30 protein-coding genes and 1 tRNA gene are annotated in these 24,844 nt (G+C 63.4%); 16 read left to right on the top strand and 15 right to left on the bottom strand.

Going from position 1 to position 24,844, the window contains the following annotated elements; translation table 11 throughout:
* Positions 1-34: 34 nt before the first annotated feature.
* Genes J0J06_RS11700 through plsY form a run of 3 tightly spaced genes read right to left on the bottom strand, consistent with a single transcriptional unit; the run spans position 35 to position 2,086 of the window.
* Positions 35-409: a hypothetical protein gene (locus tag J0J06_RS11700; RefSeq protein WP_294042110.1), complete on the bottom strand. Its 375-nt coding sequence runs from the start codon at positions 407-409 to the stop codon at positions 35-37.
* A complete protein-coding gene (gene dprA, locus J0J06_RS11695) occupies positions 406-1,485 on the bottom strand; it encodes a DNA-processing protein DprA (RefSeq protein ID WP_294042108.1) in 1,080 nt (359 codons plus the stop codon). Before dprA ends, J0J06_RS11700 begins: the two co-directional genes overlap by 4 nt.
* Complete coding sequence (gene plsY, locus J0J06_RS11690; protein WP_366931218.1) at positions 1,478-2,086, bottom strand: glycerol-3-phosphate 1-O-acyltransferase PlsY; 609 nt, start codon at positions 2,084-2,086, stop codon at positions 1,478-1,480. Before plsY ends, dprA begins: the two co-directional genes overlap by 8 nt.
* Positions 2,087-2,178: 92 nt before the next feature.
* Here plsY and murI point away from each other — a divergent pair, with 92 nt between their 5' ends.
* Positions 2,179-2,970, top strand: coding sequence for a glutamate racemase (gene murI / locus J0J06_RS11685; RefSeq protein WP_294042106.1), 792 nt, complete (start codon positions 2,179-2,181; stop codon positions 2,968-2,970).
* Here murI and J0J06_RS11680 read toward each other — a convergent pair.
* Positions 2,967-3,140: a hypothetical protein gene (locus J0J06_RS11680; protein ID WP_294042105.1), complete on the bottom strand. Its 174-nt coding sequence runs from the start codon at positions 3,138-3,140 to the stop codon at positions 2,967-2,969. The genes murI and J0J06_RS11680 overlap by 4 nt on opposite strands.
* Before the next feature lie 197 nt (positions 3,141-3,337).
* Between J0J06_RS11680 and hemA the strand changes: the two genes are divergently transcribed.
* Both hemA and J0J06_RS11670 read left to right on the top strand, forming a co-directional pair.
* A complete protein-coding gene (gene hemA, locus J0J06_RS11675; protein WP_294042103.1) occupies positions 3,338-4,576 on the top strand; it encodes a 5-aminolevulinate synthase in 1,239 nt (412 codons plus the stop codon).
* Between the two features lie 4 nt (positions 4,577-4,580).
* On the top strand, positions 4,581-5,108 hold the full coding sequence (locus J0J06_RS11670; RefSeq protein ID WP_294042102.1) for a hypothetical protein: 528 nt from the start codon (positions 4,581-4,583) through the stop codon (positions 5,106-5,108).
* Here the strand turns inward: J0J06_RS11670 and nrdR are convergent.
* Genes nrdR through J0J06_RS11645 form a run of 5 tightly spaced genes read right to left on the bottom strand, consistent with a single transcriptional unit; the run spans position 5,105 to position 8,504 of the window.
* Positions 5,105-5,578, bottom strand: a complete 474-nt coding sequence (nrdR, locus tag J0J06_RS11665; RefSeq protein ID WP_294042100.1) for a transcriptional regulator NrdR — start codon at positions 5,576-5,578, stop codon at positions 5,105-5,107. The genes J0J06_RS11670 and nrdR overlap by 4 nt on opposite strands.
* A 47-nt stretch (positions 5,579-5,625) precedes the next feature.
* A complete protein-coding gene (locus tag J0J06_RS11660) occupies positions 5,626-5,946 on the bottom strand; it encodes a zinc ribbon domain-containing protein (RefSeq protein WP_294042098.1) in 321 nt (106 codons plus the stop codon).
* Between the two features lie 4 nt (positions 5,947-5,950).
* Complete coding sequence (glyA, locus tag J0J06_RS11655; RefSeq protein ID WP_294042096.1) at positions 5,951-7,261, bottom strand: serine hydroxymethyltransferase; 1,311 nt, start codon at positions 7,259-7,261, stop codon at positions 5,951-5,953.
* Positions 7,258-7,698, bottom strand: a complete 441-nt coding sequence (gene rpiB, locus J0J06_RS11650; protein ID WP_294042094.1) for a ribose 5-phosphate isomerase B — start codon at positions 7,696-7,698, stop codon at positions 7,258-7,260. The genes glyA and rpiB overlap by 4 nt, the downstream gene beginning before the upstream one ends.
* A 59-nt stretch (positions 7,699-7,757) precedes the next feature.
* On the bottom strand, positions 7,758-8,504 hold the full coding sequence (locus tag J0J06_RS11645; RefSeq protein WP_294042092.1) for a LytTR family DNA-binding domain-containing protein: 747 nt from the start codon (positions 8,502-8,504) through the stop codon (positions 7,758-7,760).
* A gap of 115 nt (positions 8,505-8,619) precedes the next feature.
* On the opposite strand from J0J06_RS11645, the gene J0J06_RS11640 reads away from it, so the two are divergent.
* From J0J06_RS11640 to rpsD, 6 genes are all read left to right on the top strand, one after another.
* On the top strand, positions 8,620-9,186 hold the full coding sequence (locus tag J0J06_RS11640) for a DUF1579 domain-containing protein (protein ID WP_294042090.1): 567 nt from the start codon (positions 8,620-8,622) through the stop codon (positions 9,184-9,186).
* A gap of 112 nt (positions 9,187-9,298) precedes the next feature.
* Positions 9,299-10,531 (top strand): DUF3419 family protein, encoded by a 1,233-nt coding sequence (locus J0J06_RS11635; protein WP_294042088.1) that lies wholly within the window; start codon positions 9,299-9,301, stop codon positions 10,529-10,531.
* A gap of 20 nt (positions 10,532-10,551) precedes the next feature.
* On the top strand, positions 10,552-11,163 hold the full coding sequence (locus J0J06_RS11630) for a class I SAM-dependent methyltransferase (RefSeq protein WP_294042086.1): 612 nt from the start codon (positions 10,552-10,554) through the stop codon (positions 11,161-11,163).
* On the top strand, positions 11,156-11,887 hold the full coding sequence (locus J0J06_RS11625; RefSeq protein WP_294042084.1) for an RNA methyltransferase: 732 nt from the start codon (positions 11,156-11,158) through the stop codon (positions 11,885-11,887). Before J0J06_RS11630 ends, J0J06_RS11625 begins: the two co-directional genes overlap by 8 nt.
* Before the next feature lie 68 nt (positions 11,888-11,955).
* On the top strand, positions 11,956-12,216 hold the full coding sequence (locus J0J06_RS11620; RefSeq protein WP_294042082.1) for a hypothetical protein: 261 nt from the start codon (positions 11,956-11,958) through the stop codon (positions 12,214-12,216).
* Positions 12,217-12,361: 145 nt separating this feature from the next.
* Positions 12,362-12,976 carry a 30S ribosomal protein S4 gene (rpsD, locus tag J0J06_RS11615; protein ID WP_294042080.1) on the top strand — a complete coding sequence of 205 codons (615 nt, stop codon included), beginning with the start codon at positions 12,362-12,364 and terminating at the stop codon, positions 12,974-12,976.
* Between the two features lie 63 nt (positions 12,977-13,039).
* Here the strand turns inward: rpsD and J0J06_RS11610 are convergent, their stop codons facing one another.
* Positions 13,040-15,037 (bottom strand): S9 family peptidase, encoded by a 1,998-nt coding sequence (locus J0J06_RS11610; protein ID WP_294042078.1) that lies wholly within the window; start codon positions 15,035-15,037, stop codon positions 13,040-13,042.
* 137 nt (positions 15,038-15,174) lie between these two features.
* Between J0J06_RS11610 and J0J06_RS11605 the strand changes: the two genes are divergently transcribed.
* Together J0J06_RS11605 and J0J06_RS11600 are read left to right on the top strand one after the other, a co-directional pair.
* Positions 15,175-16,803: a M28 family metallopeptidase gene (locus tag J0J06_RS11605; RefSeq protein ID WP_294042076.1), complete on the top strand. Its 1,629-nt coding sequence runs from the start codon at positions 15,175-15,177 to the stop codon at positions 16,801-16,803.
* Positions 16,800-17,780, top strand: coding sequence for an agmatine deiminase family protein (locus J0J06_RS11600; protein ID WP_294042074.1), 981 nt, complete (start codon positions 16,800-16,802; stop codon positions 17,778-17,780). Before J0J06_RS11605 ends, J0J06_RS11600 begins: the two co-directional genes overlap by 4 nt.
* A 117-nt stretch (positions 17,781-17,897) precedes the next feature.
* Here J0J06_RS11600 and J0J06_RS11595 read toward each other — a convergent pair whose 3' ends face one another.
* The gene (locus J0J06_RS11595) at positions 17,898-18,512 is read right to left on the bottom strand and encodes an LON peptidase substrate-binding domain-containing protein (RefSeq protein ID WP_294042072.1); all 615 of its coding nucleotides are present in this window, start codon (positions 18,510-18,512) and stop codon (positions 17,898-17,900) included.
* On the bottom strand, positions 18,509-19,405 hold the full coding sequence (locus J0J06_RS11590; RefSeq protein WP_294042070.1) for a tetratricopeptide repeat protein: 897 nt from the start codon (positions 19,403-19,405) through the stop codon (positions 18,509-18,511). Before J0J06_RS11590 ends, J0J06_RS11595 begins: the two co-directional genes overlap by 4 nt.
* Positions 19,406-19,576: 171 nt before the next feature.
* Here J0J06_RS11590 and J0J06_RS11585 point away from each other — a divergent pair.
* Positions 19,577-19,651: transfer RNA gene (locus tag J0J06_RS11585), tRNA-Gly, on the top strand.
* Positions 19,652-19,762: 111 nt separating this feature from the next.
* On the opposite strand, the gene J0J06_RS11580 is transcribed toward J0J06_RS11585, so the two are convergent.
* Together J0J06_RS11580 and J0J06_RS11575 are read right to left on the bottom strand one after the other, a co-directional pair.
* Positions 19,763-20,125, bottom strand: coding sequence for an ImmA/IrrE family metallo-endopeptidase (locus J0J06_RS11580; protein WP_294042497.1), 363 nt, complete (start codon positions 20,123-20,125; stop codon positions 19,763-19,765).
* A 201-nt stretch (positions 20,126-20,326) separates the two neighbouring features.
* A complete protein-coding gene (locus J0J06_RS11575) occupies positions 20,327-20,698 on the bottom strand; it encodes a helix-turn-helix transcriptional regulator (protein WP_294042067.1) in 372 nt (123 codons plus the stop codon).
* Between the two features lie 77 nt (positions 20,699-20,775).
* On the opposite strand from J0J06_RS11575, the gene J0J06_RS16870 reads away from it, so the two are divergent.
* Complete coding sequence (locus J0J06_RS16870) at positions 20,776-21,093, top strand: DUF2188 domain-containing protein (RefSeq protein ID WP_366931217.1); 318 nt, start codon at positions 20,776-20,778, stop codon at positions 21,091-21,093.
* 53 nt (positions 21,094-21,146) lie between these two features.
* Positions 21,147-21,404 (top strand): hypothetical protein, encoded by a 258-nt coding sequence (locus J0J06_RS11565; protein ID WP_294042065.1) that lies wholly within the window; start codon positions 21,147-21,149, stop codon positions 21,402-21,404.
* A gap of 279 nt (positions 21,405-21,683) precedes the next feature.
* Here J0J06_RS11565 and J0J06_RS11560 read toward each other — a convergent pair whose 3' ends face one another.
* On the bottom strand, positions 21,684-22,025 hold the full coding sequence (locus J0J06_RS11560) for a helix-turn-helix transcriptional regulator (protein ID WP_294042063.1): 342 nt from the start codon (positions 22,023-22,025) through the stop codon (positions 21,684-21,686).
* Positions 22,026-22,202: 177 nt separating this feature from the next.
* On the opposite strand from J0J06_RS11560, the gene J0J06_RS11555 reads away from it, so the two are divergent.
* A complete protein-coding gene (locus J0J06_RS11555) occupies positions 22,203-22,949 on the top strand; it encodes a hypothetical protein (RefSeq protein WP_294042061.1) in 747 nt (248 codons plus the stop codon).
* Between the two features lie 2 nt (positions 22,950-22,951).
* The gene (locus J0J06_RS11550) at positions 22,952-24,199 is read left to right on the top strand and encodes an MBL fold metallo-hydrolase (protein WP_294042059.1); all 1,248 of its coding nucleotides are present in this window, start codon (positions 22,952-22,954) and stop codon (positions 24,197-24,199) included.
* The last annotated feature ends 645 nt before the right edge of the window (positions 24,200-24,844 follow it).

Below are 24,844 nucleotides of genomic sequence, written 5' to 3'. Positions count from 1 at the left end.
TACGCGCGAGGATGGAGAGTGGAAAACGGGGTCGTCAAGCGGGCGTCTTGAGGGTCCGCCAGGCGATGAAGAAGGCGATCCCGAGGATCAGGTCGCCGTTGGTCAGGATAAAGGTGGAGGTCGGCGTGCGCCCGTTCAACCACAGCAATGCCGTCGGGACCCAGAAACCGAACTTGGCGATCACGCCGAGCGGCATGAACGCGAGATAGCGGACCGGATCACCCCCGATCACCCAATAGACCAGCTGCCACGCCGCCGCGGCGCCGACGAAGCCGTAATAATATTCGGGATGCGCGAACGCAGGATCCGGCGCGGCCGCGACCTTTTCCAGGACATACATCGGCAGGAGCAGGATCAGACCATAGATCGCCGCGCCGCGGAACAGCCAGGTCGCGTGTCTCGCGGTCATGTCAGGCTCAACCTTCCCCCGGCGTGGCGTTCCAGCCTGCCCGCGAGTTCGAGTTCGAGCAACACCGTGGCGACCATCGCGGGCGACAGACCGGACTGGCGGATCAGTTCGTCGGTCGCGACGGGAACGGGGCCGAGCAGACCGGCGATCGCGCGGCGTTCGGCGTCGCCCGGGTCGGTCGGCGGCATGGCGTCAAAGCTGCTGGCGGGGCTGCGCACCATACGGGCGTCGATCGGGCGGATCGATTCTAGGATGTCGGCGGCGGACTGGATCAGGATAGCGCCGTCGCGGATCAACTGATTGCATCCCTGCGCGCGCGGATCGAGCGGGCTGCCCGGCACCGCCATGACGTCACGCCCGGCCTCGTTCGCCAGCCGCGCGGTGATCAGCGAGCCCGATTTGAGAGCGGCCTCGACCACCACGGTGCCGATCGACAGCCCGGCAATGATACGGTTGCGGTGCGGAAAATTGCGTGCGAGCGGCTCCATGCCCGGTGGCTGTTCGGCGATCAGCAAGCCTTGCTCCGCCACCGCTTCCTGCAAGTTGCGATTCTCCGGCGGGAACGAAATGTCGATGCCGCTCGCGATCACGCCGACCGTCCCGGTGGCGAGCGATCCGTGGTGCGCGGCGGTGTCGAGGCCGCGCGCCAGGCCGGAAACGACGACCACGCCCTCGCGCCCCAGCTCGACCGCCAGCCCGCGCGCGAACCGGCACGCGGCGGCGGAGGAATTGCGCGCGCCGACCATCGCGACGGTGGTGCGCCTGGTCAGCGACAGATCGCCGCGCAGCGTCATCGCGGCGGGGGCGTTGTCCAGTTCGGCGAGCAATGGCGGATAATCGGGATCGTCGAGGAACAGGTAGCCCGCGCCGAGCTTCTCCGTCGTCGCGATCTCGCGCTCGGCGAGGCTTGTGTCCGCGACCTTCGGCGCGCGACCGCCGCCCCGTGCGGCGAGGTCGGGCAATGCCTCTATTGCCGCTTCCGCGCCGCCAAACCGGGCGATCAGCTGGCGATAGGTGATCGGCCCGATGCCTGGCGTGCGGATCAACCTCAGGCGCGGGATGCGCGGATCAGCCATCCTTCTTCCCGCCGACGCGCGGCTCGGTCCCGGCGAACAAGCGGTCGATATTGGCGCGATGCTTCCACAGCACCAGCGCCGCCAGCGCGATCAGCAGCAGCACGAAGTCGAATTTGCCGAGCAACGCCGCGGCGATCGGCGTCGACAATGCGGCGGTCATTCCCGCCACCGACGAAATCCGCAGCAGCGCGAGCAACCCGAGCCAGACCACCGCGAAGGTCAGTCCGATCGGCCAGCAAAGCGCGAGGCAGATGCCGAGCAGGGTCGCGACGCCCTTACCGCCCTTGAACTTGAGCCAGATCGGATAGAGGTGCCCAAGGAACGCGGCGGCCGCGGCGGGAATTTCCTCACCGGGAAAGACGTGAGCGGCGATAACGACGGCCAGCGCGCCCTTCGCTCCGTCCAGGACCAACGTCGCCGCCGCCAGCCCCTTGCGCCCGGTGCGCAGCACGTTGGTCGCGCCGATATTGCCCGATCCGATCTGGCGAAGGTCGCCCGCGCCGAACGCACGCGTCAGGATCACCCCGAAGGGGATCGAGCCGAGCAGATAGCCCAGCAGCATCGCGCCCGCCGGCGCCGCCCACAGATACTCGGTCGGCAAAGCTCACCCCCAGTCATTACGCCTATAGAACAGGCCTCCGCTCGCCGCCAATGATCTTGATCGGAAGAGATCGACGGTCCACGGCTTGGCGTATGGACAAGCGGCCGATCCTGTTGTTCGATTCAGGCGTCGGTGGGCTGTCGGTGCTGGCGGCGGTGCGCGACCAGCTGCCCCAGGCCAGCTTGGTCTATGTCGCCGATTCGGCCGGGTTTCCCTATGGCACCAAGAGCGAGGCGGAGATTGCGGCGCGCGTACCGGCCTTGCTCGGGCGGCTGGCCGAACGGTTCGATCCGAGGCTGATCGTGATCGCGTGCAACACCGCATCGACCATCGCGCTCCAGCATGTCCGCGCCGCGCTCGACGTGCCGATCGTCGGCACCGTGCCCGCGATCAAGCCCGCCGCCGGGATGAGCGAGACGCGCGTCATCGGCGTGCTCGGTACCGAGGCGACGGTGCGCCAGCCCTATGTCGACGATCTCGCGGCGCGGTTCGCAAGCGATTGCCTGGTGCTGCGCCACGGCGCGGCAGCGCTGGTCGAACTGGCAGAAGCGAAACTGCACGGCGAGCCGACCGATCCGGCGGCCTATCGCGATGCGGTCGCGGGGCTGTTCGGCCAGCCGGGCGGCGACCGCATCGACGTGATCGTCAACGCCTGCACGCATTTCCCGCTGGTCGTGGACGAACTTTCAGCGGCCAAACCGCACCCGGTGCGATTCGTCGATGGCGCGCCCGGCATCGCACGCCGAGTCGCGCATCTGACGCAAGGCCAGGAATGGCCGGGATCACTCGAGAATCGAGCGGTGTTCACGCGCTTTGGCGAGGCGGAACGCCGACTCGTGCCCGCGTTGGCGCGCTACGGCATCGATCGAATCGAAGCGCTTTAGTTGGCGGCAGGCATCTCCGCACGCAGCCGCGCCGCATAGCCCTTGGCCAAGGTCTCGTGCGCGCGCCGTGCGGCCGGATCGGCGGAGCGCGCCGCCGCGAGTCGCGACTGCTCCTCGCGCTTGGCAAGATACTCCCGATCGGCGGCTATGGGATTGTTATGGGTGGGCATAGTGTTGCTCCTCAACGCAAGCGGGAGCTTTCCAATTACTCTCAGTTGACGTCATGCTAGTGGCGATCGACGGCAATGACGCTTTCATACGATAAGTCAGCACACGTGTCATTGATGCAAGGCAAGCCGTCGCACCGCCAACCCTCCCCCGCATTGGCAATGGAAAAGCGGACGAACACGCGCTAACGGGGCCGATCATGAGCGACACCAGCACACGCCCCGTCGACTATGCCCGCGTCTTCACCCAGGCGATCGATCGGCTGCACGAGGAAGGGCGATACCGCGTCTTCATCGACATTTTGCGCAACAAGGGGATGTTCCCCAATGCGCGCTGTTTCGCCGGGCATAACGGGCCGAAGCCGATCACGGTGTGGTGCTCGAACGATTATCTCGCGATGGGCCAGCACCCAAAGGTGATCGCGGCGATGGAGGAAGCGTTGCACGATGTCGGCGCCGGTTCGGGCGGCACGCGCAATATCGGCGGCAATACGCATTATCATGTCGATCTGGAGGCCGAACTCGCCGACCTGCACGGCAAGGAAGGCGCGCTGCTGTTCACCAGCGGCTATGTCTCCAACGAGGCCACGCTGGCGACGCTGGGCAAGATCCTGCCCGGTTGCGTGATCTTCTCGGACGAGTTGAACCACGCGAGCATGATCGCGGGCATCCGCAATTCGGGATGCGAAAAGCGCGTGTTCCGGCACAATGACCTTGCGCATCTCGAGGAACTGCTCGCCGCCGAGGATCCTTCGACCCCCAAGCTGATCGCGTTCGAAAGCGTCTATTCGATGGAGGGCGACATCGCCCCGATCGGCGCGATCTGCGACTTGGCCGACCGGTACAATGCGCTGACCTATCTCGACGAAGTGCATGCGGTGGGCATGTACGGCCCGCGCGGCGGCGGCATTTCGGAGCGCGACGACGTCGCGCATCGCCTGACGATCATCGAGGGGACGCTGGGCAAGGCGTTCGGCGTGATGGGCGGCTATATCGCGGCCGACCAGACGATCATCGACGTGATCCGCTCCTATGCGCCCGGCTTCATCTTCACCACCAGCCTGTCGCCGGTGCTGGTCGCGGGCGTCCTGGCTTCCGTCAGGCATTTGAAGTCGTCGAGCGCCGAACGCGACGCGCAACAGGCCTCGGCCGCAAAGCTCAAGGGCATGATGGCCGACGCCGGACTGCCGGTGATGATGGGCGACACGCACATCGTGCCGCTGATGGTCGGCGATCCTGTGAAGGCCAAGAAGATCAGCGATATCCTGCTTGCCGAATACGGCGTGTACGTCCAGCCGATCAACTACCCGACGGTCCCGCGCGGCACCGAGCGGCTGCGCTTCACGCCGGGACCGACGCACGACGAAGGCATGATGCGCGACCTGACCGACGCGCTGGTCGAGATCTGGGGTAGGTTGGAGTTGCGGAAGGCTGCCTGATGCAATGGAGCAAACTTCGGTCGCTGATAGTCGAGAGGTTTGCAGAACCGTTGCAGAAGCGGCTCGATATTCACGGCGCGGCATATGGCAACTGCAGTTGCGGGCACGCCTGGCTGACGCTCGACGGCGAAGTGATCGCCAACTTCTGCACCGGGCGCATTACATCGCCGATGCCCTGCTGCCGCTTGAAAATCCCGAGTTGATTTTTAAGCCTGCGGCTAACCCGATGTATCGCAAGCAGCTGACGGCATATGGGGAGCGTAGCCGGCAGCAAGTCTACGAGACGTTGTGGGATTTCGTGCACAACACACCTGTCAATGAAGCGCTGGCGAGTGACGACATGCTGATGCAAGCATTGGCCATCGTCGACGCGCGAGTCGGCAAGCGTCGGCTTGCGCAGCTCGATCCCGAGGAGCTTCATCCGCTTTGCGGCTATCTGTTGCTGTTGAGGCGGGGACAGACAGCGAGCTTGTCGCCCAGCCAGTATGCCCACGCGCGTCACACCAGCGTGGCTGCCACGCAAGCCGTTTAGGGCTTCCCCATCTCGCTGACATTGCCCGCGAATTCCTCGAAGTCGCGGGCCTCGCTGAAATCGCGATACACGCTGGCGAAGCGGATATAGGCGACCGAATCGAGGCCCTTGAGGCCTTCCATCACCAGTTCGCCGATCTTCTTCGACGAAACTTCGGCGTCGCCCAGCGTCTCTAGCTGGCGCTGGATGCCCGATACCAGCCGTTCGATCTGGACTACCTCGATCGGCCGCTTGCGCGCGGCGATCTCGATCGATCGGAGCAGTTTCTCGCGCTCGAACGGTTCGCGCCTGACGCCGTCGGCGCCCTCGCTCTTGAGCACGACGAGTTCGCGCAGCTGAATGCGCTCGAACGTCGTGAAGCGTGCGGCGCAGCCTTCGCACTGGCGGCGGCGGCGAATCGCGGCGCCGTCTTCGGTCGGCCGCGAATCCTTGACCTGGCTGTCTTCATGTCCGCAGAACGGGCAACGCATGGATAGGGGGTCCGTCGTGAGTGGTGGTCAGACGGACCCCTATCGGATCACGCCTTCTTGGCGAAGCGGTTATACGCCATGATCCCGCCGCCGATCAGCGCGCCGGTCGCCATCGAGATCGGGAGCAGGATCGCGGCCACCGCGCCGACCGCGGCCGCGCCGGCGATCTTCTGCGCATCCTCGTTCTTCATCAGGCCGCGCGCGGCCTGTTCGGCTTCGGCGGCGCTGTTCATCACGAAGGTCTTGGCCGATTCGTAGGTGCTTTCGCCATCGCCGGCGACGAACGCGCCACAACTCGCGCAATATTTCGCGCCGTCTGGCAATGCGGCGTCGCAATGCGGGCACATGCGGGTCAGATTCTCGGTCATCTAACTATCCTTGGTAGATCGGGAACCGGTGACATAGCGTACTAACACGCTGCTGCACAGCGAATTCTACCTGCGCGTCGCCGGCTTCGCCATTCTTAGCGAGTCCGTCGAGCACGTCGGCGACCATATGGCCGATCTCGCGGAACTCGGCGGGGCCGAATCCGCGGGTGGTGCCGGCGGGCGAGCCGACGCGGATGCCGCTGGTCTTGACCGGGGGCAGCGGGTCGTTGGGGATGCCGTTCTTGTTGCAGGTGATGCCCGCGCGTTCGAGCGCTTCGTCGGCGTCCTTGCCGGTCACGCCGAGCGGGGTCAGGTCGATCAGCGCGAGGTGCGTGTCGGTGCCGCCCGACACGACCGCGCAGCCGCGCTCGGCGAGCGTCGCCGCCAATACCTTGGCGTTCTCGATGATCGCCGCGGCATAGGATTTGAAGCCCGGCTCCAGCGCCTCGCCGAACGCGACCGCCTTGGCGGCGATGACGTGCATGAGCGGGCCGCCCTGCAAGCCCGGGAAGACCGCCGAGTTGATCTTTTTCGCAATCGCCTCGTCGTCGGTCATCACCATACCGCCGCGCGGACCGCGCAGCGTCTTGTGCGTCGTGGTGGTGACGACGTGCGCGTGGCCGAACGGCGTCGGGTGGACACCGCCCGCGACCAGCCCGGCGAAGTGCGCCATGTCGACCATGAACAGCGCGCCTACCTCATCGGCGATCGCGCGGAACTTCGCGAAGTCGATCTGGCGCGGATAGGCGCTGCCGCCGGTGATGATCAGCTTGGGGCGATGCTCCTTCGCCAGCCGCTCGACCTCGTCGAAATCGATCAGGTGGGTGTCGGGGGTGACGCCGTACTGCACCGCGTTGAACCACTTGCCCGACATCGCGGCCTTGGCGCCGTGGGTCAGGTGGCCTCCGGCGTCGAGGCTGAGCCCCATGATCGTGTCGCCGGGCTTGGTCAGCGCCAGCATCACCGCGCCGTTTGCCTGTGCGCCCGAATGCGGCTGGACGTTGGCGAAGCCGCAGCCGAACAACTGCCTCGCGCGGTCGATCGCAAGCTGCTCGACCTCGTCCGACGGGTGGCAGCCCTGGTAGTAACGCTTGCCCGGATACCCTTCCGCGTATTTATTGGTGAACACCGACCCCTGCGCCTCGAGCACCGCCTTGGAGACGATATTCTCCGACGCGATCAGCTCGATCTGGTTCTGCTCGCGCGCCAGTTCGTGCTCGACCCCGGCGAACACTGCGGGATCCGCTTCCGCGAGGCCGCGGGTGAAGAAGCCGTCGGGCTGGACGTCGGCGAGGGTGGTCGGGTTGCTGCTCATACGGGCTCCTTGGCCGACAATTTGTCGACTCGGTTCTGGTGGCGGCCCCCGGCGAAGGGGGTGTCGAGGAAGGCTTGCAGGCACGCGATCGCCATGCCCTCGCCGGTCAGGCGAGCGCCCATCGCGATGACGTTGGCGTCGTTATGTTCACGGGCGAGGCCCGCGGAGAGGGGTTCGGACACCAAGGCGCAACGGCACGCGGGATCGCGATTGACCGCGATCGAAATGCCGATGCCGGAACCGCATAAGGCGACGCCGCGCTCCGCCTCGCCCGACGCGATCGCGCGCGCGAGCTTGTGGCCGTAATCGGGATAATCGACGCTGGCGGTGTCGTGGGGGCCGAGGTCGGCGACGTCGTGCCCGGCGTCACGCAACCACGCGACGAGCGTCGCCTTGAGAGCGACGGCGGCGTGGTCGGACGCGATGGCGATGCGCATGAACGGGGCGCGGGTCCTTGTGTCTGCGGTGTGAGCGCCCCTTACCGGCGCTGCACGACTTACGCCACCCCGAAACCCGGCTTTATTCGCAACCAGCCGCGCCGGCGGACCATGGCGAGATAGCTGGCGCTTACGGGCAGCCGCGTGCCATCCGCCAGGACGAGCCGCCACGCGCGCCCGTCGCGCACCGCGCCGTCGACGCTGGCAGCGGCTACCCACACGCCGCGATGGATCTGCTCCCCGTCGATCCCGGCCAGTTCGGCCAGCGTATCGGCGAAGCGCGCGAGGATCAGCGGCTTGGTCCCGCCCGCCAGATGGAGGCGGCAATAATGATCCTCGGCTGTGACGGCCTGAACGTCGGCCAGGTCGCGGACCCCGGCGCGGAACAGGATGCCGTCATCGGCCAGCGCGGCGGGGACGGCGCGGCGCGGGCGGGCGAAGAACAGGACGACGAACAGGGTCAGGCTGATCGCCCCTGCCTCGATCCAGGTTCGCGCCGGGTCGATCTCGCTCGTCACCCCGAACAGCCACAAGGCGGCGGGGATTTCGAGCGGGAGTGGCAGGTTGATCACGACCGCGCCGATCGCGCTGGCGCGGGGCCAGTCCTGCGGCTTGCGGACCGTCCACGCGAACCAGGCCAGCCACTTGACCAGGTTCCAGCCGATCAGCACCGCCCAGAATCCGAAGCGCTGGCCAAGCAGCATGTCGATCGTCCCGAACGGTCCCATGATCGTCGCCAGCACGATCGCGGCGCCGCCGCCGATTGTCAGCATGGCAATGCCCGGCAGCGCCAGAACGCGATCCACGAATTTTCGAAAGCGTTTGGCGAAGCCGCGCTTGCGCCATCGCCGACGTCCGGGCTGGTCGGGAAAAAGCGTCGCCATCTGGGCGAAGCTGCCACGTTCGTCAAAGGAGTGCCAGATGCGCAAATTATGGATTGCCGGATTGAGTATCGCACTGATCGCCAGCATGCCGGGCACGGCACAGGTCGCCGACACAGCCGCACTGTCGGCGCAAAAGACCGCGCTCGACAAATTCGCCTGGATGGACGGGACGTGGCGCGGACTCGCCGTCACGAAGGGACCGGGCGGCGAGCATCGCGTGACGCAGACCGAACGGATCGGGCCGATGCTCGGCGGGACGGTGCGCGTCATCGAGGGCAAAGGGTTCAATCCCGACGGCAGCGTCGGCTTCAACGCCTTCGCGGTGATTTCGTGGGACGGGGAGAAACAGGCGTACAATTTCCGCTCCTATGCGCAGGGGCGCAGCGGCGATTTCATGATCCGCCCGACCGCCGACGGCTATGTGTGGGAGATTGCGGCGGGGCCGATGACGATCCGTTATACCGCGACGCTGAAGGACGGAAGCTGGAGCGAAATCGGCGAGCGGATCGCGCCCGGCCAGGCGCCGGTGCAGTTCTTCGAAATGCATCTGAAGCGCGTCGGCGACACCGCGTGGCCCAACGGCGGCGCCATGACGCCAAATTGATTCCGGCGGGGAGCGTCATCAAGCTGTCACCGGCCGCTCATCAGCCCGTCATCCAAGAGTCCTAGCGCGGTCACGCGCGGCGACGCTTCCACGCCGCGCGAAAGGACTTCGCATGGCCAGCCTCGCGCCCGAAAAGAACCGCGCCGTCCGCGACGCGGTCCATCGCCACGATCATCTGTCGAAGCAGGGTATCCTCGAGCGCGCCTTCACCTTCGCGTTCCGGGGGCTCGTCTATGCGCAGATCTGGGAAGATCCAGCGGTCGATATGGAGGCGCTGGCGATCGGGCCCGACAGCCATGTCGTGACGATCGCGTCGGGCGGGTGCAACGCGCTCAGCTACCTCACCGCCAATCCGCGCGCGATCACCGCTGTCGACCTCAACACCGCGCATATCGCGCTCAACAAGCTGAAGCTGGCGGCGGCGCGGCACTTGCCCGATCACGACAGCTTTCGCCGCTTCTTCGGTGAGGCCAGTTCGAAGGCCAACATCGCCGCCTACAAGACCCATATCCGCCCGCATCTCGACGACGTCACGCGGCGCTATTGGGAAGGCCGCGACCCGATCGGGCGGCGGCGGATCGGCGGGTTCGCGCATGGGCTCTACAAGCGCGGGCTGCTCGGCGGGTTCATCGGCGCGGCGCACCTGCTCGCGCGGCTCCACGGCATCGACCCGCGGCGGCTGCTCAAGGCCGAATCGATCGAGGAACAGCGCGCGATCTTCGACCGCGAGTTCGCGCCGCTGTTCGACAAGGCGTTCGTCCGCTGGCTGACCGATCAGCCGGCTTCGTTGTTCGGGCTCGGCATTCCCCCCGCGCAATATGAGGCGCTGGCGGGCGACGACAAGATGGCGACGGTGCTGCGCGAACGGCTCGAAAAGCTCGCTTGCGACTTCGATCTCAAGGACAATTATTTCGCGTGGCAGGCGTTCGGGCGCGGTTACGGCGAAGGACCGGAAGCGCCGGTGCCGCCCTACCTCCAGGCGGAGAATTATCGCGACGTCGTCGACCGCATCGATCGCATGGACGTGCGCCACGCCAATTATGCGGAATATCTGAAATCGCAGGGCGACGGGACGCTCGATCGCTACGTCCTGCTCGATGCGCAGGACTGGATGACCGACGAGCAGCTGACCGATCTGTGGACCGAGATCACGCGGACGGCGCGGCCGGGCGCGCGGGTGTTGTTCCGCACGGCGGGCATCGAGACGATCCTGCCCGGACGCGTGCCCGATGCCGTCCTTAGCCGGTGGCGCTACGCCGCGGAGGAATCGCTCGATTACACCCGGCGCGACCGCTCCTCGATCTATGGCGGCGTGCACCTCTATCTGCTGGGGGATGCCGCCTGACCGGATCCCACGCGGCGCAGATGGATGCGATTTATCGCACCCAGCGCCATTTCTACGACCTGACCCGCAAATATTACCTGCTTGGCCGTGATGCGCTGATCGACGGGCTGGCGCCGCCCGTGGGGGGGCGCGTGCTGGAGGTCGGTTGCGGCACCGGGCGCAATTTGATCCACGCCGCGCGCCGCTGGCCCGATGCTTACTTCCACGGGATCGACATTTCCGAGGCCATGCTGGAGACGGCGCGGGCGAATGTCGCCAGGGCCGGGTTGTCCGACCGAATCGCCTTCGCGCATGGCGACGCCACCGCATTTGACGCCATGGCGTTATTCGGGGTCGCGGGGTTCGACCGCGTGTTCCAAAGCTACACCTTGTCGATGATCCCCGACTGGCGCGGCGCGTTGCGCGAAGGCGTGGCCAAGCTCACAGTGGGCGGGCGGCTCGACGTCGTCGATTTCGGCCAGCAGGAAGGATTGCCGCGCTGGTTCCGCGCGCTGCTGTTCGCTTGGCTCGCCAAATTCGACGTTTCACCCCGCGTCGATCTGTTCGCGGCGATTGACGAAATCGCGCCGCGCGCCCAGCACCGGCCGCTCTATCGTGGCTATGCTTGGAGCGCGCGGATCTTTCGTGACTGACCAACCCCTCAATCAACCGGTTATCGTTCTCGTCCGCCCGCAGCTCGGCGAAAATATCGGCAAGGCGGCGCGCGCCATGCTCAATTTCGGGCTGACCGAAATGCGGCTGGTGAGCCCTCGCGACGGCTGGCCCAATCCCGCCGCGGGCCCCGCCGCCTCGGGCGCCGACGTCGTGCTGGAACGGGCGCGCGTGTTCGACAGCGTCGCGGCGGCCGTCGCCGACTGCCCGCACGTCTATGCCACCACCGTCAGGAAACGCGGCGTGACCAAGCCGGTGGTAACCCCCGAAGAGGCGGCCCGCGCGATCCATGCCGGTCCCGGGCGGTCGGCGATCCTGTTCGGCCCCGAACGCTCGGGGCTCGAAACCGATGATGTCGCGGTGGCGCGCACGATCGTCACCGTGCCGATCAATCCCGACTTCGGCAGCCTCAATCTCGCGCAGGCGGTCATACTGGTCGCCTACGAATGGTCGAAGCATGTCGCGCTCGCGCAGCCACCGGAAACCGAGCTGCCCTCCCCCGCGCCACAGGGCGAACTGGACGGAATGATCGAGCAGCTCGACACGATGCTGGATGCGGCGGGTTTCTATTTTCCGCCAGATCGCGTGTCGGCGTCGAAACGCACGCTTCGCACTCTCCTGACCAAGCCGGGCTGGTCGAGCCAGGAAGTGCGCACACTGCGTGGCGTGCTGTCGGCGCTCGCCAATCCACGACAGCGAAGCTGACGTTTTTACTTTCGCTGCACTTGCGAAATCGCTACAGTCGGCCAAATCGCGGATTTTCGGAGTTTGATATGCGTTTCAAGTTGATGGCGCTTGTCGCCACCGTGTCGTGTGCCTTGCCTGCTACTGCCCAGACCGCCGATCCGGCTGTTGCGCCAATCAAGGAAAAGAAGGTTTGCCGCCGGCTCGACCAGACCGGGTCGATTCTCGGCTCGCGTCCGACGTGTCATACCAAGACCGAATGGGCACAGATCGATGCAGCTAACGCCCGCAACGCTGATAAGACGATGGATGACGGCCGTCGCGTGACACGCAACAATAACGGGATGTAACCAAACTTGACCTTTGCGCGCTTCTCGCCTAGAGGCGCGCCCTTCGCAATCGGCCCCGCATTCCGGTGAAGCGGCGGCCCTGCCGGTCCTTGGACCCCAGCAGAGCGATACCGGAAACAACGTTATAGCGATTGAAGGAAATACCATGACGAAGCGCACCAGCGCCAAGCACAAGCTCGACCGCCGCATGGGCGAGAACATCTGGGGCCGTCCCAAATCCCCGGTGAACAAGCGCGAATACGGCCCTGGCCAGCATGGCCAGCGCCGCAAGGGCAAGGTCTCCGACTTCGGCATCCAGCTGCGCGCCAAGCAGAAGCTTAAGGGCTATTACGGCGACGTCACCGAAAAGCAGTTCAAGGGCTGCTACCAGGAAGCTGCCCGGATGAAGGGAGACACCGGTCAGAACCTGATCGGCTTGCTCGAACAGCGCCTCGACATGATCGTCTATCGTGCCAAGTTCGCACCGACGATCTTCGCGGCGCGCCAGCTTGTTTCGCACGGCCACATCCGCGTCAACGGCGTCAAGTGCAACATCGCCAGCCGCCGCTGCTTCGTCGGCGACGAGATCACCCTGGGATCGAAGGCCAAGGAAATGGCGCTGGTGATGGAGGCGCAGGGCCTCGCGGAGCGCGAAATCCCCGATTACGTCGCGCCCGACGGCAACGCGAAGGTGACCTTCACCCGCGTCCCGACGCTCGATGAAGTGCCCTACCCGGTGAAGATGGAACCGAATCTGGTCGTCGAATTTTACTCGCGCTGATTCGGTCCTGACGATCGAAACAAAGGGGCGGCACCTTGGGGGCCGCCCTTTTTCGTTGTGACCTTACGGTTGCATCCCCATAGACGCCCGCAGGAAGGCATCGGCCTTGGCCAATAACTGAGCGCGCGCTGCGGAGTCGGCGAGCTGGTGATCCAGCCCGTTGAACTCGACAAGCTCGACCTTACCGCCCAGGCTCTTCAGCTTCCCGGCCATCAACCGAGATTCGCCAATCCCAACATTCTGGTCGCGGTCACCGTGGAACAGCAAGACGGGCGCCTTGATCTTCTCGGCGTTGCGCGCCGGCGATCCTTCGATCACCCACGGGCCGTGACCAATGAAAGCATCGACCTGAGGATAGTTGGTGTAGCCCTTCGATTCATCGCGCAAGGCGTCCAAGTCGGTCACCGGCGCCACCGCAACGATTGCCTTGAACAGATTTGCGTTGAGTACCGAGGTCTGGAGCGCTGCGTAACCGCCGTACGACCAGCCGACGATCGCGAGCTTCGACGGATCGGCGAGACCCGATTTTACCGCCCAGTGTCCGGCGTCGTTAACGTCGCCGATCGCGGTCTTCCACGAAACGAACCCGTTCTTCTGGTACCAGACGTCGCCATAGCCCGCCGATCCGCGGAACTGCGGCTGGATCACCGCAAAGCCGCGCGCTGCGAAGAATTGGACCAGCCAGTCAAACCCCCATTCGTCGCGATAGGCGGGGCCTCCGTGCGGCATGACGATCGTCGGCAGGTTCTTGCCGTCGCTGCCCGCGGGTAGCGTCAGGTAGGCTGGGATCGTCGTCCCGTCGGTCGCTTGATAGCTTATCGCCCGGACGATTGCCAGCTGGACGCTCTCCAGATCGGGCCGCACCGGCAGGATGACGGTCAGCGCCCGCGTTTTCTTGTCGAACAAATAGAATTTGCCCGGATCGGTGTCGCTGTCCGCGAACAGCACCAGCTTGTTTTCGTCGGCGCTCGCATCGACGAACGTGATCTTGCGTCCAGGCAACGCCTTCGCCAGCCCCAGGCGAAGCGACTGTAGCGCGGGATCGAAGAACACGGCTTCGCGCTTGTCGGTAATATAGGTCGCGCCGACCACGCGGTTCTGTCGGCCGATCCGGATCAAATCGTCCATGTCGACGTCCGGCCGCTCGAGCACCATTGTCTTCGTCAGCTTGCCGTCGAGCGAGATGCTGTAGAGTGCGGCCCGACCGGTGATGTTTTCCATGCCATAGACTACGTTCTTGTCGCGATCGACGGCGTAGGGGACGAAACCGGTCATGGTCTGCGCCCCCGCCACAACCGTGGTTAGTGGTTTCCAGTCCCGGCTGTCGGCGGTGCGATAGGAATAAATGATGCGGTCGCCGCTATAACCGGTGTTCGACCGGGGTCGAATCCCCATGATGCGAACGTTGCCTTGGCCGTCGCTGATGTAACTGACGGCAGCGCCATGGGGTTGTTCGACGACCTTGCGCGACAATGTATTAGTATCGACGAGATCGACCCCCAGCCCTTCCTTGGTGCTCGCAACCAACGTGCCCGTCGCTTTCTCGGGGACATACGCGCGCGTCATCAACGCCATCCCCGATTCGCCGCCCCAATCGACCAGCCCACCCCCATTGGTGTTGAAACCGAGCGCTTCACCAGTGGTCTTCGCGGTCAGTTGCTTGAGATTGCTGCCATCGGCATTGATCGCGACAACGCGAGTGTAACCGATCCGCGAAAAGCCGTCTGTTGTGGTCAAATAGATGCGGCAGATCAGGCGCACGTCGGTGGCCCAGTTGCAACTGGTCAGCTGATCGCCCTTGCCAGTCGAGGCCAGTATCGCCTTGGGTGTACCGCCCGCGACCGTGTCGTAGATTAACAGCGCGGTTTGCCGCTCCTTGGCAGCGACCAGCAGGGCAACCTTGCTGCCGTCTGGGGAAATGCTGATCTGAGAGACATATTCGCGCTGGCCGAACGCTTCAGCCAGCGCCGCCGCTGACTTCGGCGGGTCGGCTGCCAACGCCTGGGCCGCCAGCGCGGCACCGCCCAAACCTATCATCGCAACGATTACGCCACGCATCATGCCGCCCCTTTATTCGCTTATATAGCCGCAGATTAGCTCGGTCCGCTCAGCGTGCAATGGCTCTCGATCGCCCTGTCGCTTGCACCGCCGCCAGGGCGCTGTCAGACATCGCTCGCCGTTCACGCGAAAGGTCTGTCATGCGCCGCTTCGTCCTTGCTGCTCTCATCGCCGCCACGCCGGCTCTTGCGCAATCGAGCGCGCCCGCGATCTCCGTAGATACGCTGAAGGAGGTCACTAGTACGCTGTCGTCCGACGCGTTCGAGGGGCGCGCGCCGACCACGCCGGCCGAAGCCAAGACGACCGACTATATCGTCGAGCGGATGAAGGCCGCGGGGCTGAAGCCGGGCAATAAGGGCTCGTGGTTCCAGGACGTGCCGCTGGTCGAACTGACCGCGCAGGATGTGACGCCGATGACCTTCACCGGGGGCAAGACGCCGGTCAGCCTCACCTATCGCACTGACATGGTGCTGGCGTCGTATCGCGTGACGCCGAAGATCGACATCCGCAATTCCGACGTCGTGTTCGTCGGCTACGGCATCAACGCGCCCGAAAAGGGCTGGAACGACTATGCCGGGATCGACGTAAAGGGGAAGACAGTCGTCGTGCTGGTCAACGATCCCGACTGGGAGACGCCGGGGAAGCAGGGTCTCTTCGAAGGCAAGGCGATGACCTATTACGGTCGTTGGACCTACAAGTTCGAGGAAGCCGCTCGCCAGGGGGCTGCCGCGGTACTGATCGTCCACGACACCCAGCCCGCCGCGTATGGTTGGGGTGTGGTCCAGTCGAGCTGGACGGGGCCGCAACTCGAGCTTGACGCCAAGGGCGATCACATGGACCAGAGCCAAGCGATCGGCTGGATGCAGCTTGCCAAGGCGAAGGAATTGTTCGCCAGCGCGGGCAGGGATTTCGCCGCGTTGTCGGCGGCCGCCAAGGTCAAAGGGTTCAGGGCCATACCGCTTGGCGTCAAGGCGTCGGTCAGCTTTAGTAATACGATCAAGCGCCAGGCGTCGAAGAACGTGATCGGTATCCTGCCCGGCACCGAGGGGACGAACGAGACTGTGCTCTACACCGCGCATTGGGATCATCTCGGCCGCTGCGACGCGGTCAACGGCGACGACATTTGCAACGGCGCGCTCGACAACGCCTCTGGCATCGCCGGACTGATCGCCATGGCGGAGGCTCAGGCGAAGGCGGGGCCGGCCAAGCGATCGATCGTATTCCTGGCAGTAACCGCTGAGGAATCGGGGCTGCTTGGTTCCAGATATTATGCCGAGCACCCGGTCTATCCGCTCCGGACCACGGTGGGTGGCGTCAATATGGACGGGCTCAACGTGATAGGCCCGACGAAAGACGTCGTCGTCACCGGCTATGGCAAGTCCGAGCTGGAGGACCTGATGAAGCCGCTGATCGAGGCACAGGGCCGGGTGATGATGCCGGAACCCAACCCGGAGCGCGGGGGCTACTTCCGCTCCGACCATTTCAGTTTTGCGAAGCTGGGCGTGCCGATGTTCGACGGCGGATCGGGCGAGGACCTGGTCGATGGCGGGACGGCGAAAGGGCATGCCGCCGTGCTCGACTATATCGCTAACCGCTATCACAAGCCGCAGGACGAATATGATCCCAATTGGAATTGGGCGGGTGCGGTGCAGGACTTGACGCTTTATTTGCAGCTGGGGCGCGAGCTTGCGATGGGCGATGCCTGGCCTAACTGGTATCCCACCGCCGAATTCCGCAAGATCCGTGACAAGGACCGTTCGCCCAAGTGACCAAGTTGCCGCCCCCCAAGCCTGAATGGGCGCCGCACAAGGCGGTGTGGATCGGTTTCCCGAGCCATCCCGAACTGTGGGAACTCGACCTTGAACCCGCGCGCGACGAAGTGGTTGCGTTCGCCGAAGCGGTCCATGCCGACGGCAAGGGCGAGCAGGTCCTGCTGGTCGCCGCCGACGAGGAAGCGGCGATCGCGGCGCGGCGGCGCGCGGGCGATTTCGCGCGGATCGTGGTGCAGCCGTTCGGCGACATCTGGCTGCGCGATACCGCGGCGATCATCCGCGGTGACGGCGTCGCGGCCGATTTCGAGTTCAACGGCTGGGGCGGGAAATACGACCTGCCGGGTGACGACGATATCGGTCTGCGGCTGGCGCAGGCGCGCGGCAAGAAGGTCGAAAGCTTCCACTGGATCCTCGAAGGCGGCGCGATCGACGGCGACGGCACCGGGCTGGTGGTCACGACCGAACAATGCCTGCTCAACCGCAATCGCAATGGTGCGATGACGCGCAACGAGATCGAGGAACTGCTCTATCGCGACCTCGGCTATGACGAGGTGCTGTGGCTGGGCGACGGGTTGCTCCACGATCATACCGACGGGCATGTCGATAATCTCGCGCGGTTCGTCGCGCCCCGCACGCTGGCGGTGCCCGAGCCGAGCGACAACGATCCCAACTGGCAGGTCTATCAGCGCGCGGCGCAGAAGGCGGCGCAACACGACGGTTTGACGGTGGTGCCACTGCCGTCGCCGGGCCGCGTGCTGCGCGACGAGGAGATCGTGCCGGCGAGCTACATGAACTTCTACATCGGCAATGCCAGTGTCGTCGTGCCGCTCTACGGCAGCGAGAATGACGAAGCGGCGGTCGCGGCGATCGGCGCGCTATTTCCGGGGCGGCGGACGGTGGGCCTGCGCGCGGACCATATCCTGACCGGCGGCGGCAGTTTCCATTGCATCAGCCAGCAGATTCCGATCATTTAGTCGTCATCCCCGCGAAAGCGGGGACCCATCTCCCGACCTATCCATCTTCAAACCGGCGCGATGTGCTGCCCGCGTTGGAGATGGGCCCCTGCTTTCGCGGGGGTGACGGTTGGGGGATTATTGCAGCGTCACGCGGTCCTCCCCGTCGTGGCGGCCGAAGAACTGCATCAGCTGGACAATCAGTTCGGCGCGTGCCGGCAGATCGGGTGCTTCGAGCAATGCCTGTTTCGCCGCCGAATCGAACGGCGCGATTTGGGCAATGCCGTTGACCAGCGCCTCGTCGTCGAGCCGCGACACAGAATCCCAATCTACGGCATAGCCCTGCGCCTCGGCGAACCGGCGCGATTCGGTCTCCAGACTGGCGCGGTGGGCGATCGACAGCGCCTCGGACTCGTCGGGCGTGGGAAGCAGGTCGGCCTCGACCTGGCGAAACGGCGTCGTCACGTCGAGTTCCCGGACGATGCGGAACAGCGATAGCCCTTCGAGCACGATGTCGAACCGCCCATCCTCTAGCGCCTCGACCTCCGCGATCCGGCCGACACAGCCCAGGTCGAACAGATCGGGCTTGGCGCGGTCGCCGCCGCGCGGCTGGATCATCCCGATCCGCCGGTCGCGCGCCATCGCATCGCTGACCATCGCACGATAGCGCGGTTCGAAGATGTGCAGCGGCAAATGCATGCGCGGGAACAGCAGCGCGCCGCCCAGCGGGAAGATGGAAAGCCTCGTCGTCACGTGAACAATATCGCCGACAGCCGGCGGCGCTGGCCTGACACCCACGGATCCTCGAGTCCAACCACTTCAAGCAGCTTCAGAAATTGCGCGCGCGCGGCGCCGGCGTTCCACTCGCGGTCCTTGGCGACGATCGCCAGCAGCGAATCGGCGGCTGCATCGCGCTGTCCCGCCGCCATCTGCGCGTTGGCAAGATCGAAGCGGGCCTGAAGGTTTTCGGGATCGGCTTCTGCCGCGGCGATCAGTGGGGCGAGGTCGGCGGCCGGCGGGGCCGATCGCGCAAGGTCGAGCGCCGCCCGCGCGCGATCGATCTCGGGCGACTTCGCCGCATCCTCCGGCACCGCCGCGAGCACCGCATCGGCGTCATCGAGCCTTCCTGCCGCGATCAGCGCCCGCACCCGGCCCGATACCACGTCCGGATGATCGGCGGCGATCTCGGCGATCTGATCGAACACCGACAGCGCGCGTTCGGCGTCGCCTTCCGACAAAATCTGTTCGCCCATCGCGATCAGCGGCTCGATCTCCGCCTCGGTCTGCGCCGCCGCGCTGTCGACCGGCAATTGCTTCAGGATCTGGTCGAGCATCCCCTTCAGCTGTGATTCGGTGCGCGCGCTGGTCAAATCGGCGACCAACTGGCCCTGGAACATCGCATAGACGGTCGGAATCGACTTGATCTGGAATTGCGCCGCGATGAACTGGTTCTTGTCGGTGTCGACCTTCGCCAGCACCACGCCCTTGTCGGCATAGTCGGCCGCGACCTTTTCGATCACCGGCGACAGCGCCTTGCACGGCCCGCACCATTCCGCCCAGAAATCGATCATGACCAGCTTGGTCATCGACGGTTCGACCACGTCGCGGCGGAACGCCTCCACGGCTTCCTTTTCGGCAGCAGTCATTCCCAGCGTCGCCAATGATCGTCTCCGGTGAAGTTGAGGCCCTTATGTGGGCGCTCGTCGCCGCAAGCCAAGGCTTTTCGCGCAAGGATCGCGAGGGGGTTGCGAAGGCCGGGGGCCGGTGCTAGTGGCCCCGCTCCCAACGCGCCCGTCTCTGCACGGGCCGACGCCAGAGCGGGCGTAGCTCAGGGGTAGAGCACAACCTTGCCAAGGTTGGGGTCGAGGGTTCGAATCCCTTCGCCCGCTCCAGACTTTCTTTTGATTTCAGAGGGTTAGACGAATCCTCACCTGGTCGGTGACCGGGGCGCGGTTTCGTGTCGCCACTATGTCGCCACGCGATGGCGTTCTCTGAACCTGGCGCTAGTTGGATCGGCGATTGGCTAGGCGCCGTTCAACACCTGTCGTTCGGCATCGCCAATTACACAGGTCCAAGCTAACGCCGAACATCCGAGCGATCTCCGCAGGCGTCCTTCCGGCGCCACGATGAAGGAGCAAAGCGGCCTCTGGCAACAATAAAGCCGCCCCCAGCCAATCGGCCTCATTTTCTTGATCGTCTGAATAGTCCGATAGCAACACCAAGCCACTTCCCGAAGCGACCGCGCTGGCTGGCGCGTGATCGAGCATTATATGTGCCAGCTCATGCATAAGTGTCGCGCATTGCCGCGCGCGACTGTGACTCGAATTGAGAACGATCAACTTAATGTCGCGCTCGGCTAAAGTCATACCGGACCAAGAATCCGGATCGTGAACCATAAGCTGCGCCTTGTGATCAGGCGCTAGACCAAGTTCATCAGCCCCGCGCACCAATACACCTTGATGTCCCGCTAGGGTCCAAGGGTCGAGAACATCGACTTTAGTGAGCCCAAGGTTAGCCCGGACTGAAGCCGCAGTTCGTTCCGACTCGGCTTTAAAGCCCCGACGCATCTACCGTGGCTGGAGCGTTTGAAAATGTGCATCAAGCGCACCCTGAGCGGCCAAAATAAGCGCTCCGAGCGACGTGGCTGTATCCGGGGAAACAGTCTTTTTTTTCCGAAAATGAACAACAGCGGGGCGTTCATTTGCAGTTCTGGTCTCAACCCCCAAGAACTGAGCAGGATCAATCTCCAGCCACCGACAGATTTTCGCAAATGTTGCCAAATCTGGAACATTTCCATTTTCAACGCGAGATAATGTGGCTGGGCTTACGTTAGCCTCCAAGGCTGCCGTCCGAATCCCTCGGCCTTCTCGCTTCCTGCTTATTAATCGCCCCAATTCCTGTATCGGGAGGCGACCCTGATCCTCGATAGGAAGCGCCATAAAATCTCCGCGTCCCGGCGGGTTGACTAACCCGTCGCCGACGCCCATAGTGTTGCACATGTAAGACAAGTCGTCTCGTGACTGAAACTGTCTTACCGATAGGACGGGGAATCACGTCATCGGGGCTGAGTCAACCCTATGGGCGCGATTCCAGAACGAAAGGTAAGATTGTGGCTGGTAAAAATCAGTATGTGGTCCGCAACGGCGATGGCTGGGGTGTGCGCGGCGAGGGCAACACCCGTCTCACCGCTTCGTGCGACACTCAGCGTGAGGCTATCGAGCTGGGGCGGGAAATCGCGCGGAACCAAGGTTCCGAACTGCGTATCCAGGGACAGGATGCCAGGTTCCGTGAAGCTTGGTCCTACGGGCACGACCCGTTCCCGCCGAAAGGGTGATTTAGATTGGCCGCACCGAATGGTGCGGCCTTTTTTTCATATGGAGAGTTTGAATGCAAATCGACGGAGCATTGGTCCGAGAGCAAGGAGTTGTCTTTGCTGTGGTCGCAGTAAAAAAGCACGTGGTTGATGACAGGGCGCAGGCTCTATCGACTGCCAGAAGCTTCGCCCCCCTATTTTCTAACGTTCCCATTATTTTGATGGGACAGGATAACGCCGGTGGTGCAACCTTTTTTGGTAGGCAGGACATCGTCCGGTTTCTTTCTCAGATTTCGCTCAATCGCCTGCCGTGGAAGCGATACACCATCTGAGGAACCGACGATGTATAAGCCCCGAAAAATTCATCCGCCTCGCCCTCCCAAGCCGATAGACCGAATGCAAAACATGAGAACTATCCGGCCAATCGGCAAAACCAAATGGGTCCGCGCTCACTGGCGATACGACTATGAACGCCGGCAGTGGGAATGGGTTTTGGGGCACTGGGCAAAATAGAGGCCGTCCTAAATCACGTGACTCTATTGGGGAGAAGCATAACGCTTGCCGCTACGCCGTAGTGGGACCCCTTTTTTTATAGTCCGCAAATCGCCTTACTAGCGCGCCTTCGGCCACATCGCGTCCATCATGCGAAGCGTCGCCTCGATCTGGTCGTCCGCCATCGATCGAACCCGGTCGGCAACCGCCGTGGTAAGGATGAGGCGGTGCGATGACATGCCAGCTGTCTCGCTGCCATCATCGAAGAACTCTTTCACCGGCACCTCTAACGCGACCGAAAGACGTTCTAAGGTTTCGAAGCTCGGTAAGCTTCTTCCTCGTTCTAGCTGAGAAATGGCAAACACGGTTCGATCGACGCGCTGCGCAAGCTGCTCCTGAGTCAGCTGCCGGAGTTTCCGGATAGTCTTTATTCTGCTGGCAACGCGATCCTTGAGATTCATTGCCGGAACTTGCCCGCTGCTGACATACGGTGGTATCAAGCGACAGGCTGACTGATGCCATTTTACCAGTAGTATGATACTAGCACCTCCCTTTGGCTCGGCCTTCGAGGGGAGATGCAAGCTATGTTGTCGGCTAGGACCGCTGCGCCGCTGTCATTGTTTGACGGTGTTGATCGCTTGGCGGCCAGTCAGTTGAAGATCGCCAGCATCAAGCATCGATCTGCGATTCAAGGACTGAGCCGGATGCCGCCGGCGACATTCAACGGTGAACGCTTTGTGCGCGGATTATTCGGATTGGTGGCCGAAAACTGGCTTGGATGCATTGGCGCATTGACCAGGCTGCCATCGCATGAAAACTGGCGGTGGTTCGATCCCAAGTGCGATCACGCTGACCATAATTCGAGCCCTGAAGTGACGCTGGAGCGGGCCATCGTCCGCGCGGCGCGGTCACAGGGCCGGGAGGATTGGTCGAATCAGGTTCCCATCGCATCGGGAATAATTGCGGGCGGCGGAGATCGGCGGCGGGCGATTGATCTCGTCCATCGGCGCAGCCTTGATGCCTTCGACTTCGTGGAGTTGAAGGTAGGGAGCGACAATGCGCTCTATGCGGCGGTAGAAATCCTGAAGTATGGTTTTGTTTGGCTGCTGAGCCGAGAGTATCGCGCTCGACTCGGCTATAGCGATAAGTTGCTTGTTGAAGCCTCGGATGTGCGACTGTCAGTCCTTGCGCCGCACACTTATTACAGCGGTCTGGCTCTCGACTGGTTTGAGGCGGGGCTATCGCAGGGCGTAGCGGCGCTGGGGGCAGAACGGCAGAAAGTTCGACTGTCCTTTGCGTTCGAAGCCTTCCCTAAGTCGTTCGTCTGGCCCGATACTGATCTGATGGCGGCTTTGTCGGCGATAGATGACCGGACAAGAGTGTAAGTATGCGCTTCCGAATCCATCGCGGCGCGGCCGTCATCGGTGGCAATTGCGTTGAGGTTGAGTCCGGCGGGAAATCACTGCTGCTCGACTTGGGTCTGCCATTGGAAGCTGGGAAGCCTGATCGGAGCTTGCTGCCTCAAGTTGAGGGATTGGTGGACGGTGACAATTCCGACCTGCTCGGGATCCTAATCAGCCACCCTCACTCCGATCATTACGGGTTGCTCGAAGTCGTGCATCCATCGGTACCGGTCTACATCGGCGATGGCGCACGGCGCTTGTTGGAAGTCGCCTCGGCTTTCACGACAGGTAGGGACTTCGCTCAGCCAGTTACAACTTATGGCCATAGGGGCGCGTTCAATGTCGGTCCGTTCCGGGTCACGCCCTATCTGATGGATCATTCGGCCTTTGATTCCTACGCGCTGTTGGTCGAAGCGGACGGGCGACGGCTGCTCTATAGCGGAGACTTCCGCGCACATGGCCGGAAAGCATGGGCGTTCGATGCCTTTCTGGCCGATCCGCCTGCCTCGGTCGATGTGCTACTGATGGAAGGAACGGTGCTGGGTCGGGAAGACTCGCCCGCCCCGTTGACGGAAGATCAGGTCGAAACTCACATTGCCGCATCGATTGCGGACACCAGCGGGATCGTCCTTGCCTGCTTCTCGGCTCAGAACATCGACCGCCTTGTCACCTTCTATAGGGCGACGCTGCGCTCCGGTAGGAAGTTCATTGCGGACGCCTACACGGCGAACATTCTTGACGCGCTTGGCAAATCATCGCTGCCCAGCCCGCGATCGCCGTCATCGAGTATGAAGGTGTACCTACCGAAGCGGCAGAAGGCTCGGATTGTCAGGGGCAAGCGGTTCGATCTGGTCGAACCTTATCGGCGGCATCGCGTGTTCGCCTCAGATATAGGAGCGAGCGGAGATCAATGGGTGATGATGTTCCGCTCGTCCATGATCGAGGATGCGGAAAGCATCGGTGGATTGGTGGGAGGTAAGGTCATCTGGTCGCTCTGGCCGGGCTATCTGGATCGGGAGAAGCTCGATTTGAGGGCGTGGGCCGACGCTCAAGGCATGAACTTCGAAATCCACCACACCTCCGGTCACGCCCACGTTTCCGACCTTGCCCGTTTTGTCGATGGAGTGGGGGCGAGTAGGCTTGTCCCCATCCATACTATGCAACCTCATCGTTACGCTGAGCTGTTCCCTAATGTCAGGCCTTCACCCGATGGAGAATGGTCGGAGATTTGAGAAAGGTTAGTGTGAGTATGCCTTCACTGGCTCGATGGCTGTCCTGTATCTTTGTTGCCGATCGATCTCACTGTCCATCATCCTGGGGAGCAAGTTAAACCATTGCCCTAGGTTTGAAGCTGTCATCCAAGCAGGTCATGCGTTCGCCGCGCGTCTTGTGAGTACCGACACATGCCAAGCTAACCTCACAATTGGGATTGGACGCGCCAACTGCGATGCGCCGCATCGCTCCCACATCTGTATACTGGCGCCGGGACTCAATCCGAATGATGATTCCACGGTGACGACAGCGGCGAGCGTATTTTGCGTCGTTCTCGCGCCGATGTCATGCCGCCCTAGGGCAGCCAATCCACACAGCCTAAGCGGGCATCCCGGCAACGAGGCATAAAGAGGGGCGTTTCATTCCCTCTCGGAAGTCATTTCACTGCATTTCATCCGAATTGAGCGTCTACCACGCCGTAGAGCATGAAGCGGGCAAAACCCGTTTCATCTGCAGTTTTCGCACCGAGTCATGATTTGCATCTTCAGCTGGCCATCCAACTCTGTTTGCCAAATTGATTCTCGTTTGAGGCGCGCTTATCCACTTTAAGCTGCTTGCATCCGCGCCCCACGAACTTTGATTGGTCGGGGTAACAACGGGGAACC

The organism is Sphingomonas sp. (assembly GCF_017304615.1).
In the GTDB taxonomy this organism is placed as follows: domain Bacteria; phylum Pseudomonadota; class Alphaproteobacteria; order Sphingomonadales; family Sphingomonadaceae; genus Sphingomonas.
Note: the sequence above shows the minus strand (reverse complement) of the source record. Positions and strands in the feature narration are given on the sequence as shown.

Excerpts from the sequence above, each read along its gene's own strand:
- J0J06_RS11635 (WP_294042088.1), top strand. The coding sequence starts at position 9,299 with ATGGCCAGCCTCGCGCCCGAAAAGAACCGCGCCGTCCGCGACGCGGTC.
- J0J06_RS11580 (WP_294042497.1), bottom strand. The coding sequence starts at position 20,125 with ATGACTTTAGCCGAGCGCGACATTAAGTTGATCGTTCTCAATTCGAGT.
- dprA (WP_294042108.1), bottom strand. The coding sequence starts at position 1,485 with ATGGCTGATCCGCGCATCCCGCGCCTGAGGTTGATCCGCACGCCAGGC.
- J0J06_RS11610 (WP_294042078.1), bottom strand. The coding sequence starts at position 15,037 with ATGATGCGTGGCGTAATCGTTGCGATGATAGGTTTGGGCGGTGCCGCG.
- J0J06_RS11575 (WP_294042067.1), bottom strand. The coding sequence starts at position 20,698 with ATGGCGCTTCCTATCGAGGATCAGGGTCGCCTCCCGATACAGGAATTG.
- rpiB (WP_294042094.1), bottom strand. The coding sequence starts at position 7,698 with ATGCGCATCGCCATCGCGTCCGACCACGCCGCCGTCGCTCTCAAGGCG.
- J0J06_RS11605 (WP_294042076.1), top strand. The coding sequence starts at position 15,175 with ATGCGCCGCTTCGTCCTTGCTGCTCTCATCGCCGCCACGCCGGCTCTT.
- J0J06_RS11640 (WP_294042090.1), top strand. The coding sequence starts at position 8,620 with ATGCGCAAATTATGGATTGCCGGATTGAGTATCGCACTGATCGCCAGC.
- J0J06_RS11565 (WP_294042065.1), top strand. The coding sequence starts at position 21,147 with ATGCAAATCGACGGAGCATTGGTCCGAGAGCAAGGAGTTGTCTTTGCT.
- J0J06_RS11630 (WP_294042086.1), top strand. The coding sequence starts at position 10,552 with ATGGATGCGATTTATCGCACCCAGCGCCATTTCTACGACCTGACCCGC.
- murI (WP_294042106.1), top strand. The coding sequence starts at position 2,179 with ATGGACAAGCGGCCGATCCTGTTGTTCGATTCAGGCGTCGGTGGGCTG.
- hemA (WP_294042103.1), top strand. The coding sequence starts at position 3,338 with ATGAGCGACACCAGCACACGCCCCGTCGACTATGCCCGCGTCTTCACC.
- J0J06_RS11660 (WP_294042098.1), bottom strand. The coding sequence starts at position 5,946 with ATGACCGAGAATCTGACCCGCATGTGCCCGCATTGCGACGCCGCATTG.
- J0J06_RS11550 (WP_294042059.1), top strand. The coding sequence starts at position 22,952 with ATGCGCTTCCGAATCCATCGCGGCGCGGCCGTCATCGGTGGCAATTGC.
- J0J06_RS11590 (WP_294042070.1), bottom strand. The coding sequence starts at position 19,405 with ATGACTGCTGCCGAAAAGGAAGCCGTGGAGGCGTTCCGCCGCGACGTG.
- glyA (WP_294042096.1), bottom strand. The coding sequence starts at position 7,261 with ATGAGCAGCAACCCGACCACCCTCGCCGACGTCCAGCCCGACGGCTTC.
- rpsD (WP_294042080.1), top strand. The coding sequence starts at position 12,362 with ATGACGAAGCGCACCAGCGCCAAGCACAAGCTCGACCGCCGCATGGGC.
- nrdR (WP_294042100.1), bottom strand. The coding sequence starts at position 5,578 with ATGCGTTGCCCGTTCTGCGGACATGAAGACAGCCAGGTCAAGGATTCG.
- J0J06_RS11700 (WP_294042110.1), bottom strand. The coding sequence starts at position 409 with ATGACCGCGAGACACGCGACCTGGCTGTTCCGCGGCGCGGCGATCTAT.
- J0J06_RS11560 (WP_294042063.1), bottom strand. The coding sequence starts at position 22,025 with ATGAATCTCAAGGATCGCGTTGCCAGCAGAATAAAGACTATCCGGAAA.
- J0J06_RS11670 (WP_294042102.1), top strand. The coding sequence starts at position 4,581 with ATGGAGCAAACTTCGGTCGCTGATAGTCGAGAGGTTTGCAGAACCGTT.
- J0J06_RS11680 (WP_294042105.1), bottom strand. The coding sequence starts at position 3,140 with ATGCCCACCCATAACAATCCCATAGCCGCCGATCGGGAGTATCTTGCC.
- J0J06_RS11620 (WP_294042082.1), top strand. The coding sequence starts at position 11,956 with ATGCGTTTCAAGTTGATGGCGCTTGTCGCCACCGTGTCGTGTGCCTTG.